The sequence below is a fragment of the Streptomyces sp. DSM 118878 genome, assembly GCF_052936595.1.
In genome coordinates, this window is sequence record NZ_CP193622.1 from 5200662 (window position 1) to 5222139 (window position 21478).

Below are 21478 nucleotides of genomic sequence, written 5' to 3' on the forward strand. Positions count from 1 at the left end.
ACGCGTCCCGGTGCGTCGAGTCGGCCGAATATGTGCCCTATCACGGTACGCCGTGTCAGACGCACCTGTTTCCGGTCAGCTTGTGCCGTCCGTCTCCCGGGACGCCGCCTCGGCCGCCTTCGCGGCCGCGCTCCCGGGACGCTTGCGGGCCACCCAGCCCTCGATATTCCGCTGCTGGCCCCGCGCCACGGCCAGCGAACCGGCCGGCACGTCCTTGGTGATCACGGACCCGGCAGCGGTGTAGGCACCGTCCCCGACCGTGACAGGAGCCACAAACATGTTGTCCGAACCGGTACGGACGTGCGAACCCACCGTCGTGTGGTGCTTCGCCTGGCCGTCGTAGTTCACGAAGACGCTCGCCGCGCCGATGTTGGACTGCTCACCGATCGTCGCGTCCCCCACGTACGACAGGTGCGGCACCTTCGAGCCGTCACCGATCGCCGCGTTCTTCATCTCGACGAACGTGCCCGCCTTCGACTTCACGCCGAGCCGCGTGCCGGGCCGCAGATACGCGAACGGGCCGACGATCGCCTGCTCGCCCACCTCGGCGCCGTTCGCCACGCTGTTCTCGACCCGGGCCCCCGCGCCGACCTTGGTGTCCGCCAGCCGCGTGTTCGGCCCGACCTCGGCGCCCTTGCCCAGGCTCGTCGCGCCCTGGAGCTGCGTGCCGGGGTGCACGACCGCGTCACGCTCGAAGGTGACCGTCGCGTCCACCCACGTGGAAGCGGGGTCGACCACCGTGACACCGGCCAGCATGGCCTCCGTCAGGAGCCGGTCGTTCAAGGTCCTGCGGGCCTGCGCCAGTTGCACGCGGTTGTTGATGCCGGCGATCTCCTCGTGGTCCCCGGCCACGGCCGCGCCCACCCGGTGGCCCGCCTCACGCAGGATGCCGAGGACGTCCGTCAGGTACTCCTCGCCCTGGCTGTTGTCCGTGCGCACCTTGCCGAGGGCGTCCGCGAGGAGCCGGCCGTCGAAGGCGAACACCCCGGAGTTGATCTCACGGATCGCGCGCTGCGACTCGGAGGCGTCCTTGTGCTCGACGATCGCGGTGACCGAGCCGTTGACGCCGTCGCGCACGATGCGGCCGTAGCCCGTGGCGTCCGGCACCTCGGCCGTGAGCACCGTCACGGCGTTGCCGTCGGCGCTGTGCGTCTCGGCCAGCTCGCGCAGCGTCGCGCCGGTGAGCAGGGGCGTGTCGCCGCAGACCACGACGACCGTGCCGTCGACGGAGCCGCCGATCTCCTCCAGGCCGATGCGGACGGCGTGTCCGGTGCCGTTCTGCTCCGATTGGTAGGCGGTGCGGACCTGCGGGGCGACGGCGGAGAGGTGCGCGCGGACCTGCTCGCTCTGGAAGCCGACGACGGTGACGAGCTGTTCGGGGGAGAGCGCGTAGGCGGCTTCCAGGACGTGGCCGATGAGGGAGCGGCCACAGATCTCGTGCAGGACCTTGGGGAGGTCCGACTTCATACGGGTGCCCTCACCCGCTGCGAGGACGACGACGGCGGCCGGGCAAGTTGCGCTCACGGGGGATGCCCTTCGGCTTCGGATGGGTTGGGGTTCCTCTGGGGGGAGGACATCCGCAGGATACCGGGGCGTAGGGACGTGGAAACGGAGACGGGTCCCGGCCTTGGAGGCCGGGACCCGGACGGTGCTGCTCCCCTGCCAGGACTCGAACCCGGACAGATGGCACCAAAAGCCACAGTGCTGCCAATTACACCACAGGGGAATATGCCGACTAAAGCGGACATTCAGTCCGCCCGCCGAATGGCACCCAACACTATGCCGTACCAAGCGCCTTCGACGCGACGGTACAGATCAGCGCTTTGGCGGACGTGGTCCCGGGGCCCGCGCCTCCGGGCTGCGATGGGGCTGGATGGGGCCGGATGGGGCTGGAATGGGGCCGGAATGGGGCTGGGATCAACAGTTCGAGGGATATCGGCACGTTTCGCTTTCGGTCGAACGGCGCGTGTGCTGGATCACTGGGCCGGAAACTCGCCGGAAAACCGGGGCGGAACGCCCGTACGCTGGAAGGCATGACCACGACGGGGGACGACCGCACCACGGCCATGACCGGGCCGTGGTGGTGGGAGCGGTGGCGCGGTGCCGCGCTGGATGTGGGGCTCGCGGTGGCGTCCGCGACGGAGTGCGGATTCGAGGGGGTGGCGTTCGCGTCGGACGCGGGGCTGCCCCCGCCGGTAGGGGTCGGCTTCGGGGTGCTCGCGGGCTCGGCGCTGCTGATCCGGCGGCGCTGGCCGGTCGCCGTGGTGCTGATATCGATCGCGATCACGCCCGCCCAGATGGGCATGGTCCTGACGATCGTGGGCCTGTACACGCTGGCCGCCTCGGAGCTGCCACGCCGTATCACGGGCGCCCTCGCGGGCATGTCGATGGCGGGCACGCTCATCGTGGCGCTGGTGCGGGCCAGCCAGGATCTCGGCGGCGAGGGCGCGCATCCGCCGATCGGGAGCGAGTTCCTGCCGTTCTTCGCGGTGGCGGGGTCGATCGGGGTGACGGCGCCGCCGGTGCTCCTCGGTCTGTACGTGGGGGCGCGGCGGCGGCTGATGGAGTCGCTGCGCGAGCGTGCGGACGACCTGGAGCGTGAGCTCCAGTTGCTGGCCGAGCGCGCCGAGGAGCGCGCGGAGTGGGCGCGCAACGAGGAGCGGACGCGGATCGCCCGTGAGATGCACGACGTGGTCGCGCACCGGGTGAGTCTGATGGTGGTGCACGCGGCGGCCTTGCAGGCGGTGGCGCGGAAGGACCCGGAGAAGGCCGTGAAGAACGCGGCGCTGGTGGGTGACATGGGCCGGCAGGCGCTGACGGAGCTGCGGGAGATGCTGGGCGTGCTGCGGGCGGGCGACGACGGCGCGAAGAGCGCGGGCGGCGCGAGGCCGGTGGAGCCGGTGCCGTTGGCGGCGGTGGGGCACGCGGCGGCGGTGGCCGCATCGCGCGCGGTCGACGAGGAGGGTCCGAGCCTCGCGGAGCTCGACGAGCTGGTGGGGCAGTCGCGTGCGGCGGGGATGGCCGTGGAGGTGTCCGTGGAGGGCGATCCGCGGGACTACGCCGCCGAGGTGGAGCAGACGGCGTACCGGGTGGTGCAGGAGGCGTTGACCAACGTCCACAAGCACGCGGCGGGCGCGAAGACGTATGTGCGGCTGGCGCACCGGGGGGCGGAGATCGCGATGCAGGTGGAGAACGAACCGCCGCCGGAGGCGGGTTCCACGGCGGACGCGCGGCTGCCGAGCGGTGGCAATGGCCTGGTGGGCATGAAGGAGCGCGTCACGGGCCTCGGCGGCGTGTTCGTGTCGGGTCCGACGGACGGCGGCGGTTTCCGTGTCTCGGCGGTGCTGCCGGTGGCGGTCCCCGCGGTGGGTTAGCCGGTCCGTTCGTACGGGGGTCAGCCCACCGTCAGGCGGGTCGGGCGGGCGCCGGTGAAGAGCGTCGTCAGGGCGTGCTCGATGTGGGCGCCGAGGAACCAGTCGCCGCTGTGGTCGAGGCTGTAGACGCGGCCGTGGGCGTCGATGGCGAGGAGCGCCTGGGTCTCGGTCTCCTCGCCGATGGGGCTGACCTCGGTGGCGAGGGCGCGGCCGAGGTCGCCGAGGGTGCGGGCGAGGTGGAGTCCGTACATGGGATCGAGGTGGATGGTCGCGGGCGCTATCTCCCGGCCACTCCCCTGAGGAGTGATGTGGAGCCCGCCGTACTCGGCCCACGCCTCGACGGCCGCGGGGAAGACGGCGTGCCGGTGCCCGGCGGGCGAGGTGTGGCGGCGCAGGGTGTCGGCCCAGATCTCGGCCTGCTTGATGTCCCAGCGTCCGGGCCGCCAGCCGGCGGCGCGCAGGGCGGCGTCGACGGGGACGGGCAGCGGCGTTCCGCCGACGGGAGCGGTGCGGCCCGTGGCGGTGGCGGGGTGGTCGGCGTGCATCGGGTTGGCCCTTGTTCGGTCGGGTGGACGGGCGGCCGGACGGTGGGGCGTCGGTCCGGTCGCGGTCCGGTGGTGCGGTGCGGTGCGGTGGTGCGGTGCGGTGGCGGTCAGGATTCGGTGGCCGACGGGTCCACGACGCGTACGCCGAAGTGCGCCGTCAGGGCGGTGCAGGAGCGGCACGGCGGGGCGAAGGAGCCGTGCAGCGGGTCGCCGTCCTCGCGGATGCGACGGGTGGTCAGTTTGGCGTGTTTGAGCGCTTTGCGGGCTTCGCCGTTGGTCATGGGCTTGCGCGCGGCGCGCTTGGAGCGGCTCGCGTCGGCGGCGGCGATGTGCCGGGAGACGAGGATCGCCTCGGCGCAGCGGCCGGTGAAGCGTTCGCGCTGGCCGCTGGTGAGGGCGTCGAGGAAGTCCTGGACGAGCGGGTGGAGCGCGGGGGGTTCCTCGCCGCGGCTCGGGGTGCAGGTCAGGGTGGTCTGGCCGCGTACGGAGAGGGCGGCGGCGACGGTGGGCAGGATGCCGTCACGGCGTTGGCGCAGAACGGGCGCGTGGGCGGCGGTGCTGCTCCAGCCGACGCGCGGGTCGCCGAAGGGCCCGGCCTGCGCGGGGTCGCCCGCGAGGGACGATCCCGCCGCGGTGTGCCCGGCGGCGGCCGATCCGACCGCGGTGTTCCCTCCTGCGGCCGATCCGGCTGCGAAGGTCCCTGCCGCGGCCGATCCGGCGGTGGTGGGTCCGGCGGTGGTGGATCCGGCGGTGGTCGATCCGGCGGTGGTCGATCCGGCTGTGGTGGCCACGGTGAGTCCTGCCGTCGGGCCCGTGCTGGGCGCTGCCGTGGGCGCCGTGCCGGGCGCCGTCGTGGACCGCCTGTGGGCGCTCGTGCCGCTTGCTGCCATCTGCATCGTGCTGTGTCCCCTCCCCCTGCTCCGCGGCCGTCACCGCGGGTGCCACGCCCCCGCGTTGCTGGGACAGACTGCCAAATGGGGCGGGTGGTGCGGAAGCTGGGGCTCTGCGACACGCCTGGCTTGTCGCGGGATTCGTCGCACGGTGACCGTCCGGTGGCTGCTGGTCATGGAACCGGAGGCCCGGTGACCGGTGTCGTCCCAACGCATAGGCTGTGTCGACATCCGCAGTACCGGAACCCGCGGAAACCGAAAGTCCGCGGACCGAATCCCGCGGATCGAGGCAGATCCAGACACCGGAACCAGAATCTTCCACAGTGCCGCAGGGGGCAATCGCCATGACGACAGGTCGGCTGGGGCAGCAGTCCGCGCCGCCGAACGCGGCGTACGCCGGGCAGGTCGTGCACTTCCCGGACCCGGTCCGCGCCGCCCGCCATCCCAGAGGGGTACGGGTGGACGAACACGGCTATCCGGACTTCTCCGCCTACGCGCGTGCCGCGGCCGAGATCGCCGAGCCCCCGGAGGGGTTCGGCGTCGACGAGCTGCGCCTGACGGACTACGTGTCGGCGAACGCGGCGCTGGCGGCGGACGGCCACGAGCTGTGGGACACGATCCCCGCGGTGGCGACCCCGCACGGCTGGACGTGGCATCACGCGCCGGGCGGCCGCAGGCTCGAACTCGTGCCGGTCGAGGTGAAGGCGTTGCTGCGGCACCACGGCGGCCTCGCGACGACGGCCGTGGACCACGAGAAGCGGGGGACGCGGCCGTTGCAGGAGACGCGGCCCGCTCACTTCGGGCTGCCGAAGGCCGCGGTCGCGGTGACCGAGCAGCAGGTGCAGGGCGTCGAGGAGGACCTCGGGTACCGCCTGCCGGGCGCCTACCGTTCCTTCCTGAAGGCGGCGGGCGGGTGCGCGCCGGTGGGCGCGGCGCTCGACGCCGAGCTGGGGCTCCTGGTCGACCAGCCGTTCTTCACGGTGCGGGACGAGGCCGCGGTCAATGACCTGGTGTACGTCAACAAGTGTCTGCGCGACCACCTCACCAAGGACTATCTCGGGGTCGGTTTCGTGCAGGGCGGGCTGCTGGCCGTGAAGGTCAGGGGCGACCGGGCCGGTTCGGTGTGGTTCTGCGCGTACGACGACGTGCGGGACCAGGACGCGTGGCCGCCCGCCGAGCGGGTGCGGCGGCTGCTGCTGCCGTGCGGCGACGACTTCGACGCCTTCCTGTCGCGGCTCGCGGGCAATCCGCCGGAACTGGAGACCGTGGCGAACCTGATGGTGGACGGCGGCTTCGCGCGCGCCGTCCCCGTGTCCTCGGCTGGGGAGTGACGTGGCAATGGTGACCTTCGCGCAGGCGCAGGAGCGCGCCGAGGAATGGATCAACGGTGACGTGCCGGGCTACCAGCACCGTGAGGTGCGGGTCCGGGAGTTCGACCTGGGGTTCGTCGTCTGGGCCGAGGACCGGGAGAGCGGTCCCGTCTCCGACGGCGGTGCCCAGCGGCTCGTCATCGCCCGGGACAGCGGTGAGGCCACGCTGTGGCCGGGGCTCGCCGTGGGCGAGGTGATCCGCCGGTACGAGGAGGAGTACGGCCTGGCGGCCACGGCCCCGCAGGACGCGGCTCCGCCGCCGCCGGAACGGGTCGACCTGAACCAGACGTCGTTCCTGTTGAGCCCGCCGGAGTGGCTCCAGGAGGCGGCGGACAAGCTGGGCATCCCCGACCGAAGGTCGGACGCGGCGTCTGGCTCCGCTTCGGGCTCGGCTTCGGGGGCGGCTGCGGCGGCTTCGGCTGAGGCCGGCGCTCCGGCACCGGAGGCTTCCGTGGCCCCGCCGGGCGCTGAGTCACCCCCGGCTCCGGCGGCTCCCGCCGCTTCCGGTGCGCCCGGTGGCGGTACGCCGTGGCCCGCGGCCGGCGGTTCCGGCGGCGACGACGAGCCCGGACGCGACGACAGCCTGCCCGCGACATCGGCGGGCGTGCCTCTGGGGGCCACCCCGTGGGCCGGTACGGACACCAACGCCGACGCGGGCGAGGACCACTCGGTGCCGCTGCCGGCCACGGTGTTCTCGCCGCCGCTGGCAGGGCTTGACCAGGGTGACACCCCGCCGGGGGCCGCGCCGGACGCCAAGACGGCCCTGATGCACGGGGGCAGCCGGCTGCCGGCGACGGCGATCGCCCCGGCCCTGGACGGACCGAACACTCCGGGCCCCCCGCAGCCGGACGCGCCGACCCCCGCCGCGTACGGGTTCCCGCAGGGCCCTGGCGCCCCGCAGCCGCCCGCGGGTTCGGCGACGCCGCCGCCGGGCGTGCCCGGTGCTGCCCCGTATGGCTACCCGCAGGGGCCTGGTACTCCGGTGCCGAATGCCCCGCAGCCGCCCGCGGGTTCGGCGACGCCGCCGCCGGGCGTGCCCGGTGCTGCCCCGTATGGCTACCCGCAGGGGCCTGGTACTCCGGTGCCGAATGCCCCGCAGCCGCCCGCCGGCTCGGCTACTCCGCCGCCGGGTGCACCGGATGCGTACGGGTTCCCGCAGGGCCCCGGCGCTCCGGGGTCCAACGCCCCGCAGCCGCCGGCCGGTTCGGCGACTCCGGCGCCGGGCGTGCCCGGTGCTCCCCCGTACGGCTACCCGCAAGGCCCTGGCGCCCCGGCGCCGAACGCTCCCCAGCCGCCCGCCGGCTCGGCTACTCCGCCGCCGGGTGCGTCGGATGCGTACGGGTTCCCGCAGGGCCCCGGCGCTCCGGGGTCCAACGCCCCGCAGCCGCCGGCCGGTTCCGCGACTCCGCCCCCTGGCGTGCCCGGTGCTCCTCCGTACGGCTACCCGCAGGGGCCTGGTACTCCGGCGCCGAATGCCCCGCAGCCGCCCGCGGGTTCGGCGACGCCGCCCCCTGGCGTGCCCGGTGCTGCCCCGTATGGCTATCCGCAGGGCCCCGGTGCCCCGGCGCCGAACGCCCCGCAGCCGCCCGCAGGGCCCGGCTCCGGGGATATCGCCGATGCTGCCACCAGCAAGGCTCAGGGGCCGCCGCGTGGGGCGCGGGGGAGTGGGAGTGCGGTGCCGCCGCCGCCCAGTCCGCCGGGCGTGCCCGGTGGTGCGCCGCAGGCGTCCGGGCCCGGCGCTCCCGGTACGCCCGCCGGGGGCTACGTCCCGACGCAGCTCGTCTCCTCGCTCGGCCCCGACGGGCCGGAGCCGCCCGCGGCTCCCGGTGCCCCGCAACCTCCGCAGCCTCCGGGGCCGCCCGGTGCTCCGGGTACGCCTCCCGGTGGTGTGCACCATGCCGCGACGATGCTGGCCGACCCGAGCCTCAGTGGCGGGATCAAGCCGCCGGGTGCTCCCGGCGCGCCGAAGCCGCCCGGTCCGCCCGGTGCGCCCGGTGCGCCCGGTGCTCCGGGTACGCCTCCCGGTGGTGTGCACCATGCCGCGACGATGCTGGCCGACCCGAGCCTCGGCGGCGGGATCAAGCCGCCGGGCGCGCCCCAGCCTCCCGGCGCCCCCGGCGCTCCGGGCACGCCGCCCCCCGGTGACGGTGTGCACCACGCCGCGACGATGCTGGCGGGGCCCGCGGTCGGCGGCCCCGGCATGCCGCCCCCGGCCGCCCCGGGACAGCCGATGCCGCAGGGCCCGCCCGGTCAGCCGTACGGCTATCCGCAGCCGCCCACCGGGCAGCCCACCGTCGGCCCCGGCTACCAGGCCGTGCTGCGCTACCGCGCGGCCGACGGTTCCGAGCAGCAGCTCATCCGCCGCTCGGCGCCCGGCACCCCGCACCCGGAGTGGCAGATCCTGCACGAGCTGCGCGGCATGAACGTGCCCCCGCAGCAGGTGCTGGAGCTCCACACCGAGCTGGAGTCCTGCGACCTGCCGGGTGCCTACTGCGCCCGGATGATCCGCGAGACCTGGCCGCAGGCGCGGATCACGTCCATCGCCCCGTACGGCAGGGACCACGCGTCCCGGCAGCAGGGCATGCACCAGCTGCTCGCGCACCAGGGCGAGCTGCACCAGGTCGCGGACGGTCCGGCCCGCCCGGCGCCGGTGCGCGCCCCGTTGCAGCAGCTACCGCCGGTCCCGCCGATCCCGCCGGAGGGCATCGCGCAGGAGCTGGCCGCGGCCTTCGGGCCCGGCATCTTCCGCTTCGACCAGCGGGCGGTGTCGCGCCAGGGCGTGCCGGACATCGTGGCGCACACCCTGGTGGTGGCGGGGCTGCCCGTCGACTTCGGGCCGTTCTTCTGGGCGCAGGCCCAGCCGGGGCGCCCGGTGCCGACGCTGGCGGAGCTGGCGCAGGAGCGCGGCGTGCAGCCGGCGTCCGACGCGGGCTCGTACCTGGTGATGGGCAGCGACTTCGGCCGGGCGCTGTGCGTCCAGTACGGCACGGCGAACATCGTGGCCGTGCCGGTGGAGGCCGGCCCCGGCGGCGCTCCGGTGCCGCCGCAGTTCGTGAACACGGGCCTGCCCGAGTTCGCGCGCTGCCTGGCCCTGCTCGGCCGCATGTGGCGGCTGCGCTTCGGCCTCAACCAGGAGCAGGCGGGCCGCTGGACCGTCGACTTCCAGAACCAGCTCGCCGCTCTCGACCCGGCGGCGCTCGGCTCGCCGGAGAGCTGGTGGTCGGTCATGCTCGAACAGATGTGGGACGGATTGCTGTAGCGAGGGAGCCGGGGCCTGGCCCGGACGGGTGAGATCGGGGCGTTCGACCTGCGTGGCGGGTCGGGCGCCCCCGATCATGCGGTCATGACGCAGAGAGGTGGGCGACGTCGTCGACGCGCTGGGCGGCGGCTCCCTCCGCGTACCTCGCTCGTGATGTGGGATTCGGGTGTGGATTGACGCATCCTTGGGCTGGTGGCGTGGGTGGAGTGTCGCGTTATGGGCACTTCGGCTTGATCCATCAGGATGTGCGCCAATCGTGCTCTACGTGCGCGGTACGTCGGAGAGGGGTCCAGGATGAGCAGCAGCGGTGCGCCGTCGTCGCACGGGTTCACCAGCGTGCGCGGCGGGCGCGGCTACCGTCCCGCGCAGGTCGAGGCGTACGCCGACGGACTTTTCCGGGAGCGGGACGAGGCGTGGGAGCGTGCCGCACGGCTGACCGTTCTCGCCAGGGACATGCAGGAGCAGGCCGAGCAGTTGCGGGAGGCGGTCTCGCGGCTCGCCCCTCAGACGTACGAGGAGCTGGGCGCGCGGGCCCAGCATCTGCTCGCGCTCGCCGAGGCGGAGGCCGAGGCGGTCCTCGCATCGGGGCGGGCGGACGCGCAGGCCGTGGTCGAGGCGGCCGAGGCCTGGGGCCGCGAGGTGCGGGGGGCCGCTCGTGAGTACGCCGACTCCGTCGGTGCGGAGACCGACGAGTGGGTCAGGCGGCGGCAGCTCGCCGACCGGGCGACGGAGGAGGAGGCCAGGACCTCCGCCCGGCGCGAGGCGAAGGACGTGCGCGGCGAGGCGCTGGCCGCGCTGCGGGAGGTACGGCAGCGGTGCGAGGCGCTGCTCGCCGGGCAGGAGAAGGAGCAGGAGGAGCGGCTGGAGGTCCTGGAGGGGGAGATCGCGGAGCGGTTGGCCTCGTCGGAGGCCGCGGACGCCGAGCGGCTCGCCGCGGCCGAGGCCGGCCTCTCCGCGGCGAAGCGGGCCTTCGCCGAGGCGGAGGAGGCCGCGCGGCACGGCCAGGAGGACGCGTCGGCCCGCGCCGCGGAGATCGTCGCGGAGGCGGGGCTCCGGGAGGAGCGGATCGCCCGGGAGACGGAGCGGGTGCTGCGGGAGCACGGCGAGGAGTGGGACGAGATGCGGGCCCACATGGACCACGTGAAGAGCAGCCTCGCCTCGCTGACCGGGCGGACTCCGGTGGATTCGTGACGGGCCGGGGCGGCCGGGGACCCGGGCGCGCGACACAGGCTCTCAGTCCCTCTCCTGCCGTGAGGGCCGCTCGTCCGGCTGTGGGTCCTGCCGCCCCTCCCGCAGGACGGGAAAGCGGCGCGGGGCCATGAACAGCAGGGCCAGCAGGGCGAGGGCCGCCGCGCAGGCGGCGCCGATGTAGACGGCGTCGACCGCCGCGTCCACCGCCCGGCGCAGACGCTCGGGGTCGGCGACCGAACCCGGGTCGTCCAGGACGCGGGCCACCGCGTCGAGCGAGCCCGAGCCGCCGAGCCGTGCGCTCAGGACGCCGTTGGCCACCGCGCCGAAGAGGGCGGCGCCCAGGGTCTGGCCGATCTGGCGGCAGAAGAGGATGGAGGCGGTGGCCGTGCCGCGCTCGGCCCAGCCGACGGTGGACTGGACGCCCACGATCAGCGGCAGTTGGAAGAGGCCGAGGGCCGCGCCGAGGAGCAGCATGATCAGGGCCGGCTGCCAGGCGTCGCCGGGGTAGGGCAGCAGGGGGAAGGCCAGCAGGATCAGGCCCGCCGCGCAGATGCCGACGACGGCGGTGTTCCGGAAGCCGATCCTGCGGTAGACGTGCTGGCTGAGCGCGGCGGAGACCGGCCAGCTCAGGGTCATCACGGAGAGCACGAACCCGGCGGCGACGGGTGCGAGGCCGAGTACGGACTGGGCGTAGGTCGGCAGGAAGACCGTGGGGGCGACCATCAGGAGGCCGAGCGCGCCGAGGGCGAGGTTGACCGCGGCGATGGTGGGCCGCCGCCAGACCCAGCCGGGGATGATCGGCTGCTGGGCCCGGCGCTCGACGAGCACGACGACGGCCACCAGGGCGAGGCCGGCGGCGAACAGCGCGAGGGAGGGCGCGGAGAGCCAGGCCCAGGCGACCCCGCCCTGCACCAGCGCGGTCAGGAGCACGCCGCCGCAGGCGAAGACGGCGAGCGCCCCGGGCCAGTCGACGCGCCCGGGCGGCACCGCCGCACGGTCGGGTTCGTGCAGGTGGCGCACGATGAGCCAGAGGGCGAGCGCCCCGATCGGCAGGTTGATGAGGAAGATCCAGCGCCAGTCCGTGTACGAGGTGATCAGGCCGCCCAGCGCGGGCCCGGCGACGGACGACGTGGCCCACACGGTCGACAACCTGGCCTGGATCCTGGGGCGTTCCTTCAGCGGGTAGAGGTCGGCGGCGAGCGTCTGCACGGTGCCCTGGATGGCGCCGCCGCCCAGGCCCTGGACGACGCGGAAGGCGATGAGTGACTCCATGTCCCAGGCGAGGGCGCAGAGCGCGGAGCCGAGCAGGAAGAGGACGCAGCCGGCGATGAGGACGGGCTTGCGGCCGAAGGTGTCGGAGAGCTTGCCGTAGAGGGGCAGGGTGACCGTGGCCGCGAGCAGATAGCCGGAGAAGAGCCAGGAGAAGATCGGGAAGCCGCCGAGTGAGCCGACGATCTGCGGGACCGCGGTCGAGACGATGGTGGAGTCGACGGCGGTGAGCGCCATGGACAGCATCAGCGCGGCGACGACCGCGCCCCGGCCGCGGCCCCGGCCCCGTATCGCGCCCTGCCCGTCCTGCCCGCCCTTCCCGCCCCGCCCGTCCACCAATATCCCTTCCCTGGGCACCAGTTGCTGCGGGCCACTTTCTCACCCCCGGAGGGAGGAGGGCAGGGGGAGCCAACCCTGAGACGATCTCCGCCGGCGGGTGGAATTCCCCTAGGGGATCCTCCGTACTGCGGACCGGGGATGGTTCGTACCGCCGGAGGATGAGCGGCCCCGCGGTCGGTCCTTAGATTGTTCTTACGACGCACCGCACCACCGGAAGGGGTGTCGAACCCCACCTGGAGGGTGGGGTTTTCCCCCCGAAAAGACTGCGCTGAGCACCAGGGCGCCGGGGGCGGTCGTCACACCAGACTTGAGCACGACACCAGACGTGAGCACGCGGCGGAACCGCCCGACGCACCGTATGACCGACATAGGAGACTTACCGTGACAACGGCTGTGACCACACCCAGGCACGGTGGCACTGGAGGGCGTACGGCCGTGGCGGCACGGGCGCGCCAAGTCGTGAAGGCGTACGGCTCCGGGGAGACCCGGGTCGTCGCGCTCGACCACATCGACGTCGACATCGACCGCGGCCGGTTCACCGCGATCATGGGCCCCTCCGGCTCCGGCAAGTCCACCCTGATGCACTGCCTCGCCGGTCTGGACACGGTCAGCGAAGGGCAGATCTACCTCGACGAGACCGAGATCACCGGCCTGAAGGACAAGAAGCTCACACGGCTCCGCAGGGACCGGATCGGCTTCATATTCCAGGCGTTCAACCTGCTCCCGACGCTCAACGCCATCGAGAACATCACGCTCCCGATGGACATCGCGGGCCGCAAGCCGGACCGCGGCTGGCTCGACCAGGTCGTGGAGACCGTCGGCCTCGCCGAGCGCCTCAAGCACCGCCCGACCGAACTCTCCGGCGGCCAGCAGCAGCGCGTGGCCGTGGCGCGGGCGCTCGCCTCACGGCCCGAGATCATCTTCGGCGACGAGCCGACCGGAAACCTCGACTCCCGCGCGGGCGCCGAAGTCCTCGGCTTCCTGCGCAGGTCGGTGACCGAGCTCGGCCAGACCATCGTGATGGTCACGCACGACCCGGTCGCCGCCTCGTACGCGGACCGCGTGCTGTACCTCGCCGACGGCCGGATCGTCGACGAGATGCACCACCCCACGGCCGACCAGGTCCTGGACCGCATGAAGTCCTTCGACGCGCGGGGGCGCACGTCATGACCGTCCTCAAGACCTCGATGCGCAACTTCTTCGCCCACAAGGGGCGCATGGCGCTCTCCGCCGTGGCCGTGATCCTCTCGGTGGCGTTCGTCAGCGGCACGCTCGTCTTCTCCGACACCATGAGCACCACCTTCGACAAGCTGTTCGCGGCGACCTCCGCCGACGTCACGGTCAGCCCCAAGTCCGCCGAGGACGCGGGCGAGGCCCCGCGCAGCGGCAAGCCCGAGTCGATGCCCGCCTCCGTCGTCCGTGAGGCGGAGAAGGCCGAGGGCGCCAAGGCCGCCGAAGGCGTGGTCAGCAGCCAGAGCGTGACGGTCGTCGACGCGAAGAACGAGGACGTCGGCCCCACCGGCGGCGGCCCGACGCTCGCGGGCAACTGGACGCGCAACGACCTGCGTTCGATGGACATCACCTCCGGTCACCCGCCCCGCGGACCCACCGACGTGATGGTCGACGCGGACACCGCCGACAAGCACGGCCTCAAGCTCGGTGACGAGCTGCGCACCATCGCCGCCACCGGTGACCACACCGCGAAGATCTCCGGCATCGCCACGTTCAAGGTGACCAACCCCGGCGCCGCGATCGTCTACTTGGACACCGCGACCGCGCAGCGCGAACTCCTCGGCGTCACCGGCCGGTTCACGCACGTCAACGTCACCGCCGACGCGGGCATCAGCGACACCGCGCTGAAGGCGAACGTCGCGACGTCCCTGGACAAGGCCGCGTTCGACATCAAGACGCAGAAGGAGAGCGCCGACGACAACCGCAAGTCCGTCGGCAGTTTCCTGGACATCATGAAGTACGCGATGCTCGGCTTCGCCGGGATCGCCTTCCTCGTCGGCATCTTCCTGATCATCAACACCTTCTCGATGCTGGTCGCCCAGCGCACCCGCGAGATCGGCCTGATGCGGGCCATCGGATCGAGCCGCAAGCAGGTCAACCGCTCGGTGCTCGTCGAGGCGACCATGCTCGGCGTGGTCGGCTCCGTCCTCGGAGTCGGCGCGGGCGTCGGCCTCGCCGTCGGCCTGATGAAGCTGATGTCCGGCATGGGCATGGAACTGTCCACCGGCGACCTCACCGTCAAGTGGACGACCCCCGTCATCGGCATGGTGCTCGGCATCGTCGTCACCGTCCTGGCCGCGTACCTCCCGGCACGCCGGGCCGGCAAGGTCTCCCCGATGGCCGCGCTGCGCGACGCGGGGACCCCGGCCGACGGCCGGGCGAGCGCGGTGCGCGCCGCCATCGGCCTGGCCCTGACCGGGGCGGGCGCCTTCGCCCTCTACACGGCCTCGCAGGCCGACAAGGCCTCTCAGGGCTCGCTCTTCCTGGGCGGCGGCGTCGTCCTCACCCTCATCGGCTTCATCGTCATCGGCCCGGTCCTCGCCTCCGGCGTGGTGCGCGTCCTCAGCGCGGTCCTGCTGCGGGCCTTCGGCCCCGTCGGGCGGATGGCCGAGCGCAACGCCCTGCGCAACCCGCGCCGCACCGGAGCGACCGGCGCGGCCCTGATGATCGGCCTCGCGCTGGTCGCCTGCCTCTCCGTGGTCGGCTCCTCGATGGTCGCCTCGGCCACGGACGAGCTCGACAAGTCGGTGGGCGCCGACTTCATCGTCCAGTCCGACAAGGGCGCCCCGATCACCGCCAAGGCCGCCCAGTCGCTGGAGAAGGCCGAGCACATCGGCCACATCACCCGCCTCAAGGACATCGAGGCCGACATGACGACGCCCGACGGCAAGACCGTGGACGGCGTCGGCCTGAGCGCCGCCGACCCGACGTACCCCAAGGACCTGCGCCGCGAGACGGTCGCCGGTGAGCTGTCGGCCGCGTACGGGAAGAACGCCATGTCGGTCGGCGACAAGTTCGCGAAGAAGCACGGCCTGAAGGTCGGCGACGAGCTGAAGGTCGCCTTCGAGCACGGCAGGACCGCCGAACTGCGGATCGCCGCCGTCACCAAGGACGACGGCGCCCTCGACAACGGGGCGATGTACCTGAGCATCTCGACGCTGGAGGACTACGTCCCCGCGGACCGGATCTCGCAGAACGAGATCATGTTCGCCACGGCGGCCAAGGGCCAGGAGGAGGCCGCCTACCAGTCCCTGAAGGACGCCATGGCGACGTACCCGCAGTACGAGGTCATGGACCAGACCGACTTCAAGGAGACCCTGAAGGACCAGGTCGGCCAGCTCCTCAACATGGTCTACGGCCTGCTCGGCCTCGCGATCATCGTCGCGATCCTGGGTGTGGTGAACACCCTGGCCCTCTCGGTGGTCGAGCGCACCAGGGAGATCGGCCTGATGCGGGCGATCGGCCTCTCGCGCCGCCAGCTCCGCCGCATGATCCGCATGGAGTCCGTGGTCATCGCCCTCTTCGGCGCGCTGCTCGGCCTGGGCCTGGGCATGGGCTGGGGGGCCACGGCCCACAAGCTCCTCGCCCTGGAGGGCCTGAAGGTCCTGGAGATCCCGTGGCCGACGATCATCGCGGTCTTCGTCGGGTCGGCGTTCGTGGGCCTGTTCGCCGCCCTCGTCCCCGCCTTCCGGGCGGGCCGGATGAACGTACTGAACGCCATCGCCACCGAATAGCCACTGCGACGGGGGAACGGGGAAGCCGGCCCCGGCGGAAGCGCACAGCGCCCGCCGGGGCCGGCTTGTGTCGCGGGGCTGTCGCCGGGAGCCTCCGCGTCAAGCCCGCCGCGTCAGGCCCGGCGGAGCAGGACGTAGCCGTGGGCGTCGGCCTCGTGGACGTACCGGACGCCCGGGTGCAGCTTCTGGGCGTACGCGACCGGGTCCTTGGCCCAGCCGGAACGATTGTCCAGGGCCAGGTACCGCGGGACGACCGGGCGGGCCGCGCCGACCCAGAAGACGCGGGCGCGGGAGGTGAGCCTGCTGATGGGCCCGATGTTCGCCTCGACGGTGGCGCCGTCGGGAATCCGGTCGAGCAGCCGCTCCACGGCGGCGACCTCCCCGCTCTTCTCGTACGTACGGGCCTCGGTGAGGGACGAGACGGGCAGGGAGGTCGTCAGGGCGAGCGCCGCGGCGGCGGCGCAGGCCGGAAGCAACTCGGCGTACCGCCGCAGCCACGGCCGCTCGCTGCGGCGGGCGGTGGCGACGGCGTCGACGAGGGCGAGCAGGAGGACCGGCATGAGGACGGCGCTGTAGTGCCAGTCGGTGCCCCAGTAGTGGTCGTCGGCGGAGAGGAAGCGCCAGCCGATGGTGGGGAGCGTGATCAGGAGCAGCGGCGAGCGCAGGGCGAGCAGCCCGGTGGTGGGGATGAGCAGCCAGGCGAGCGTGCGGACCTTGGTCCAGAAGCCGTCGAAGAGGACGGGGAGCCCGCCGCCGTCACCGACCTTGTCCCAGTAGTCGTAGGCGCCGACGGAGTTGAAGGCGGGGATGATCAGCGTGAGCGTGGCGGCGGTGGCGAGGGCCCCGAACGCGGCGACGCCGAGCGCGTAGGGCAGCGCCTTGGGGTCATGGCGGCGGCAGCGGATCGCCACGACGACGGCGATGGCGGCGAGGGTCACCCCCAGGTCCTCCTTGACGAGGACCAGCGGCAGCGCCCAGAGCAGCGCGGCCCGCCACCGCTGCCGCAGCAGCGCCTCCAGGGAGAAGGCGATCAGCGGTACGGCGAAGCAGATCTCGTGGAAGTCGAAGTCGGCGGCGCGCTGGAGACCCCAGGAGAGCCCGTAGGCGACACCGACCGCGAGCCCGGGGCCGCGCCCGAGGAGCCGGGTCGCGGCGCGCGTCACGGGGATCGCGGAGACGGCGAAGAGGAGGGCCTGTGCCACCAGGAGCGTGACGGGCGAGGGGAAGAGGCGGTAGGCGGGCGCGAGGAGGGCGGTGACGGGGCTGAAGTGGTCACCGAGGATGTTCGCGCCGGGCCCCTTGAGGTCGGCGACGGGCACCTGGAGGTGCGCGTAGGCCCGCACGGCCTGCTCGAATATCCCGAGATCCCAGGAGAGGCTCTCCATCTGCCGGTACCGCCCGACGGACACCGTGGCGTACGCGAGGAAGAGACCGGCGGCGAGGACGAGCGGCGCGCGGTCCCAGAGCCCACGGCTCCGCGTGGCGGGGGCGGCGGCCTGGTCCCGCCCGGGTATGAGCTCGTCGGCACGCTCCAGTGCGGGGGCGTCGGTCTGTGCTCCGGGCATGACGTGGCTTCCTGATCGACGGCAGTGGTGCGACGGGCTCGCGGGGGCAGGGCGGCTTTTTCGGACCGGCGTATTCGGGACATTGTGCGGGAAGGCCCCCGCGACCCCCGAGGCGGGCACGCCGCATGGCGGGATCGGGTGTGCCGCGCCGTGGGGCGGGGGCGTGGCCGCGCCGTGGGGCGGGGTGTGGCGCGCTCGGGGGTGGGTCGTGGTGATCCGAGCCGCGCGTGTCGGTCCCAAGTCGTAGGCTTGGTACCCCCGGCCCGTGCGACGTGCCGGGCGGTTCGCGTTGCCCACCCGAGCTTCGCTCACTCCGTACCTGGACGGAAAAAGCCCACATGAGCCTGCACGGTCTGCTCGATGCCGTCGTCAAGGACGCCGCACTCGCCGAAGCGGTCGAGGCCGCCGGCGACGGCCACCGCATGCACGTCGACCTGGTCGGCCCGCCCGCGGCCCGCCCGTTCGCGGTGGCGGCGCTCGCCCGGGACGCCGGCCGTCCCGTCCTCGCCGTGACGGCCACGGGCCGCGAGGCGGAGGACCTGGCCGCGGCGCTGCGCACGATCCTGCCGCCGGACGGCGTGGTGGACTACCCGTCCTGGGAGACGCTGCCGCACGAACGCCTCTCGCCCCGCTCCGACACCGTCGGCCGCCGCCTCGCCGTGCTGCGCCGCCTGGCGCACCCCCGGATGGACGACCCCGAGACGGGCCCGGTCTCCGTCATCGTCGCGCCGGTCCGCTCGGTCCTCCAGCCGCAGGTCAAGGGCCTCGGCGACCTGGAGCCGGTCGCGCTGCGCGCCGGACAGAACGCCGACCTCGACGAGATCGTCGAGGCGCTCGCGGCGGCGGCGTACGCCCGGGTGGAGCTGGTCGAGAAGCGCGGCGAGTTCGCCGTGCGCGGCGGCATCCTCGACGTCTTCCCGCCGACGGAGGAGCATCCGCTCCGCGTCGAGTTCTGGGGCGACGACGTCGAGGAGATCCGCTACTTCAAGGTCGCCGACCAGCGCTCCCTGGAGGTCGCCGAGCACGGCCTGTGGGCGCCGCCCTGCCGCGAGCTGCTGCTCACCGACGACGTACGCCAGAAGGCCGCGGCCCTCGCCGAGCTCCACCCCGAGCTCGGCGAGCTCCTCGGCAAGATCGCCGAGGGTATCGCGGTCGAGGGCATGGAGTCCCTGGCCCCCGTCCTGGTGGACGACATGGAGCTGCTGATCGACGTCATGCCGAAGGGCTCCATGGCGGTGGTCTGCGACCCGGAGCGGGTGCGTTCGCGCGCGGCCGACCTGGTGGCGACCTCGCAGGAGTTCCTCCAGGCCAGCTGGGCGGCGACGGCGGACGGCGGCCAGGGCCCGATCGACGTGGACGCGGCGTCCCTGTGGGGCATCGCGGACGTCCGCGACCACGCCCGTGAGCTGGGCATGATGTGGTGGTCGGTCAGCCCCTTCGCCGCTGACGCCGAGCTCGGCGACGACACCCTGAAGCTCGGCATGCACGCCCCCGAGACCTACCGGGGCGACACGGCGAAGGCCCTCGCGGACACCAAGGGCTGGCTCGCCGACGGCTGGCGCACGGTCTACGTCACCGAGGGCCACGGCCCCGCCGCCCGTACCGTCGAGGTCCTCGGCGGCGAGGGCATCGCGGCCCGCCTCGACGGCGACCTCGGTGAGCTGACGCCGTCGCTCGTGCACGTCTCCTGCGGCTCGATCGACTACGGCTTCATCGACCCCGCCCTCAGGCTCGCCGTCCTCACCGAGACCGACATCTCCGGCCAGAAGGCGGCCGGCAAGGACGGGCAGCGCATGCCCGCCCGCCGCCGCAAGACGATCGACCCGCTGACCCTGGAGGCCGGCGACTACATCGTCCACGAGCAGCACGGCGTCGGCCGCTACATCGAGATGGTCCAGCGCACGGTCCAGGGCGCCACCCGCGAGTACCTCGTCGTCGAGTACGCCCCCGCCAAGCGCGGCCAGCCCGGCGACCGCCTCTACATCCCCACCGACCAGCTGGAGCAGATCACCAAGTACGTGGGCGGCGAGGCCCCCACCATGCACCGGCTCGGCGGCGCCGACTGGACGAAGACGAAGGCGCGCGCCAAGAAGGCGGTCAAGGAGATCGCCGCCGACCTCATCAAGCTGTACTCCGCCCGCATGGCCGCCCCCGGCCACGCCTTCGGCCCCGACACGCCCTGGCAGCGCGAGCTGGAGGACGCCTTCCCGTACGTGGAGACGCCCGACCAGCTCACCACCATCGCCGAGGTCAAGGAGGACATGGAGAAGACGATCCCCATGGACCGCCTGATCTGCGGCGACGTCGGCTACGGCAAGACGGAGATCGCGGTCCGCGCCGCGTTCAAGGCGGTGCAGGACGGCAAGCAGGTCGCGGTCCTGGTCCCGACGACGCTGCTCGTGCAGCAGCACTTCGGCACGTTCGGCGAGCGCTACTCCCAGTTCCCCGTGAAGGTGCGGGCGCTGAGCCGCTTCCAGACGGAGACCGAGTCCAAGGCCACCCTCGAAGGGCTGCGCGACGGCTCGGTCGACATCGTCATCGGCACGCACCGCCTCTTCTCCTCCGAGACCAAGTTCAAGGACCTGGGCCTGGTCATCGTCGACGAGGAGCAGCGCTTCGGCGTCGAGCACAAGGAGCAGCTGAAGAAGCTCCGCGCCAACGTCGACGTCCTGACCATGTCGGCCACCCCCATCCCCCGTACGCTCGAAATGGCGGTCACCGGCATCCGCGAGATGTCCACGATCACCACCCCGCCCGAGGAGCGCCACCCGGTCCTGACCTTCGTCGGTCCGTACGAGGAGAAGCAGATCGGCGCGGCCGTCCGCCGCGAACTGCTCCGCGAGGGCCAGGTCTTCTACATCCACAACCGCGTCGAGTCCATCGACCGCGCGGCGGCCAGGCTCCGGGACATCATTCCCGAGGCCCGGATCGCCACCGCCCACGGCCAGATGTCCGAACAGGCCCTTGAGCAGGTCGTGGTGGACTTCTGGGAGAAGAAGTTCGACGTGCTCGTCTCGACGACGATCGTCGAGTCCGGCATCGACATCTCCAACGCCAACACCCTCATCGTCGAGCGCGGCGACAACTTCGGCCTCTCCCAGCTCCACCAGCTCAGGGGCCGCGTGGGCCGTGGCCGCGAGCGCGGCTACGCCTACTTCCTCTACCCGCCGGAGAAGCCGCTCACCGAGACCGCCCACGAGCGTCTCGCGACGATCGCCCAGCACACCGAGATGGGCGCGGGCATGTACGTGGCGATGAAGGACCTGGAGATCCGCGGCGCGGGCAACCTCCTCGGCGGCGAGCAGTCGGGTCACATCGCCGGCGTCGGCTTCGACCTGTACGTCCGCATGGTCGGCGAGGCGGTGGCCGACTACCGCGCGTCGCTGGAGGGCGGTGTCGAGGAGGAGCCGCCCCTGGAGGTCAAGATCGAGCTGCCGGTCGACGCGCACGTCCCGCACGACTACGCCCCCGGCGAGCGCCTCCGTCTCCAGGCCTACCGCGCCATCGCCTCCGCCACCACGGAGGAGGACATCACGTCCGTACGCGAGGAACTCACCGACCGCTACGGCAAGCTGCCGGAGCCGGTCGAGAATCTCCTTTTGGTCGCGGGCCTGCGGATGCTGGCGCGCGCCTGTGAGGTCGGCGAGATCGTCCTCCAGGGCAACAACATCCGCTTCGCCCCGGTGGAGCTGCGGGAGTCCCAGGAGCTGCGCCTCAAGCGCCTCTACCCCGGCACGCTCATCAAGGGCAACGCCCACCAGGTCCTGGTGCCGCGCCCCAAGACCGCGAAGGTCGGCGGCAAGCCGCTGGTCGGTCGGGAACTGCTCGGCTGGGTGGGGGAGTTCCTCACCTCGATCCTGGGGTCGTAGCGGCGGGTCGTGCGTCAGGTCGGGCGCGGGCGGAACCCGGAGGTCATGCCGGTGGCCGAGG

General features: G+C 73.0%; 12 protein-coding genes and 1 tRNA gene. 7 read left to right on the top strand and 6 right to left on the bottom strand.

Translation table 11 applies throughout. The features are described 5' to 3' along the window. Positions 1-75: 75 nt before the first annotated feature. Both glmU and ACRAKF_RS23265 read right to left on the bottom strand, forming a co-directional pair. Complete coding sequence (gene glmU / locus ACRAKF_RS23260) at positions 76-1524, bottom strand: bifunctional UDP-N-acetylglucosamine diphosphorylase/glucosamine-1-phosphate N-acetyltransferase GlmU (RefSeq protein ID WP_447039281.1); 1449 nt, start codon at positions 1522-1524, stop codon at positions 76-78. Between the two features lie 130 nt (positions 1525-1654). Then, a tRNA-Gln gene (locus ACRAKF_RS23265) sits at positions 1655-1726 on the bottom strand. Between the two features lie 307 nt (positions 1727-2033). Here ACRAKF_RS23265 and ACRAKF_RS23270 point away from each other — a divergent pair. Next, positions 2034-3374 carry a sensor histidine kinase gene (locus ACRAKF_RS23270; RefSeq protein ID WP_447039283.1) on the top strand — a complete coding sequence of 447 codons (1341 nt, stop codon included), beginning with the start codon at positions 2034-2036 and terminating at the stop codon, positions 3372-3374. Positions 3375-3394: 20 nt separating this feature from the next. Here the strand turns inward: ACRAKF_RS23270 and ACRAKF_RS23275 are convergent, their stop codons facing one another. Together ACRAKF_RS23275 and ACRAKF_RS23280 are read right to left on the bottom strand one after the other, a co-directional pair. Then, the gene (locus ACRAKF_RS23275; protein WP_447039284.1) at positions 3395-3919 is read right to left on the bottom strand and encodes an SUKH-3 domain-containing protein; all 525 of its coding nucleotides are present in this window, start codon (positions 3917-3919) and stop codon (positions 3395-3397) included. A 107-nt stretch (positions 3920-4026) separates the two neighbouring features. Beyond that, positions 4027-4710 (bottom strand): YwqJ-related putative deaminase, encoded by a 684-nt coding sequence (locus tag ACRAKF_RS23280; protein ID WP_447039286.1) that lies wholly within the window; start codon positions 4708-4710, stop codon positions 4027-4029. Between the two features lie 443 nt (positions 4711-5153). Here ACRAKF_RS23280 and ACRAKF_RS23285 point away from each other — a divergent pair, with 443 nt between their 5' ends. The 3 genes from ACRAKF_RS23285 (at position 5154) to ACRAKF_RS23295 (ending at position 10629) form a co-directional block, all read left to right on the top strand. Beyond that, the gene (locus ACRAKF_RS23285) at positions 5154-6140 is read left to right on the top strand and encodes an SMI1/KNR4 family protein (protein WP_447039287.1); all 987 of its coding nucleotides are present in this window, start codon (positions 5154-5156) and stop codon (positions 6138-6140) included. 805 nt (positions 6141-6945) lie between these two features. Next, the gene (locus ACRAKF_RS23290) at positions 6946-9438 is read left to right on the top strand and encodes an SUKH-4 family immunity protein (RefSeq protein ID WP_447042126.1); all 2493 of its coding nucleotides are present in this window, start codon (positions 6946-6948) and stop codon (positions 9436-9438) included. Positions 9439-9732: 294 nt separating this feature from the next. Beyond that, positions 9733-10629, top strand: coding sequence for a cellulose-binding protein (locus ACRAKF_RS23295; protein ID WP_447039289.1), 897 nt, complete (start codon positions 9733-9735; stop codon positions 10627-10629). Positions 10630-10671: 42 nt separating this feature from the next. Here ACRAKF_RS23295 and ACRAKF_RS23300 read toward each other — a convergent pair whose 3' ends face one another. Next, entirely contained in the window at positions 10672-12189 is a 1518-nt protein-coding gene (locus ACRAKF_RS23300; protein WP_447042128.1) for an MDR family MFS transporter, read from the bottom strand. 429 nt (positions 12190-12618) lie between these two features. Between ACRAKF_RS23300 and ACRAKF_RS23305 the strand changes: the two genes are divergently transcribed. Both ACRAKF_RS23305 and ACRAKF_RS23310 read left to right on the top strand, forming a co-directional pair. Next, a complete protein-coding gene (locus ACRAKF_RS23305; RefSeq protein WP_447039290.1) occupies positions 12619-13407 on the top strand; it encodes an ABC transporter ATP-binding protein in 789 nt (262 codons plus the stop codon). Then, a complete protein-coding gene (locus ACRAKF_RS23310) occupies positions 13404-15983 on the top strand; it encodes an ABC transporter permease (protein WP_447039291.1) in 2580 nt (859 codons plus the stop codon). Before ACRAKF_RS23305 ends, ACRAKF_RS23310 begins: the two co-directional genes overlap by 4 nt. A gap of 113 nt (positions 15984-16096) precedes the next feature. On the opposite strand, the gene ACRAKF_RS23315 is transcribed toward ACRAKF_RS23310, so the two are convergent. Next, positions 16097-17548 (bottom strand): DUF2079 domain-containing protein, encoded by a 1452-nt coding sequence (locus ACRAKF_RS23315; protein ID WP_447039293.1) that lies wholly within the window; start codon positions 17546-17548, stop codon positions 16097-16099. A 338-nt stretch (positions 17549-17886) separates the two neighbouring features. Here ACRAKF_RS23315 and mfd point away from each other — a divergent pair, with 338 nt between their 5' ends. Further along, positions 17887-21417, top strand: coding sequence for a transcription-repair coupling factor (gene mfd / locus ACRAKF_RS23320; protein WP_447039294.1), 3531 nt, complete (start codon positions 17887-17889; stop codon positions 21415-21417). Positions 21418-21478: the final 61 nt, after the last annotated feature.

What these genes read in the sequence shown, in the direction of transcription:
- ACRAKF_RS23315 (WP_447039293.1), bottom strand. Translation starts at nt 17,548, where the DNA reads ATGCCCGGAGCACAGACCGACGCCCCCGCACTGGAGCGTGCCGACGAG.
- ACRAKF_RS23285 (WP_447039287.1), top strand. Translation starts at nt 5,154, where the DNA reads ATGACGACAGGTCGGCTGGGGCAGCAGTCCGCGCCGCCGAACGCGGCG.
- mfd (WP_447039294.1), top strand. Translation starts at nt 17,887, where the DNA reads ATGAGCCTGCACGGTCTGCTCGATGCCGTCGTCAAGGACGCCGCACTC.
- ACRAKF_RS23290 (WP_447042126.1), top strand. Translation starts at nt 6,946, where the DNA reads ATGCACGGGGGCAGCCGGCTGCCGGCGACGGCGATCGCCCCGGCCCTG.
- ACRAKF_RS23310 (WP_447039291.1), top strand. Translation starts at nt 13,404, where the DNA reads ATGACCGTCCTCAAGACCTCGATGCGCAACTTCTTCGCCCACAAGGGG.
- ACRAKF_RS23275 (WP_447039284.1), bottom strand. Translation starts at nt 3,919, where the DNA reads ATGCACGCCGACCACCCCGCCACCGCCACGGGCCGCACCGCTCCCGTC.
- ACRAKF_RS23295 (WP_447039289.1), top strand. Translation starts at nt 9,733, where the DNA reads ATGAGCAGCAGCGGTGCGCCGTCGTCGCACGGGTTCACCAGCGTGCGC.
- ACRAKF_RS23270 (WP_447039283.1), top strand. Translation starts at nt 2,034, where the DNA reads ATGACCACGACGGGGGACGACCGCACCACGGCCATGACCGGGCCGTGG.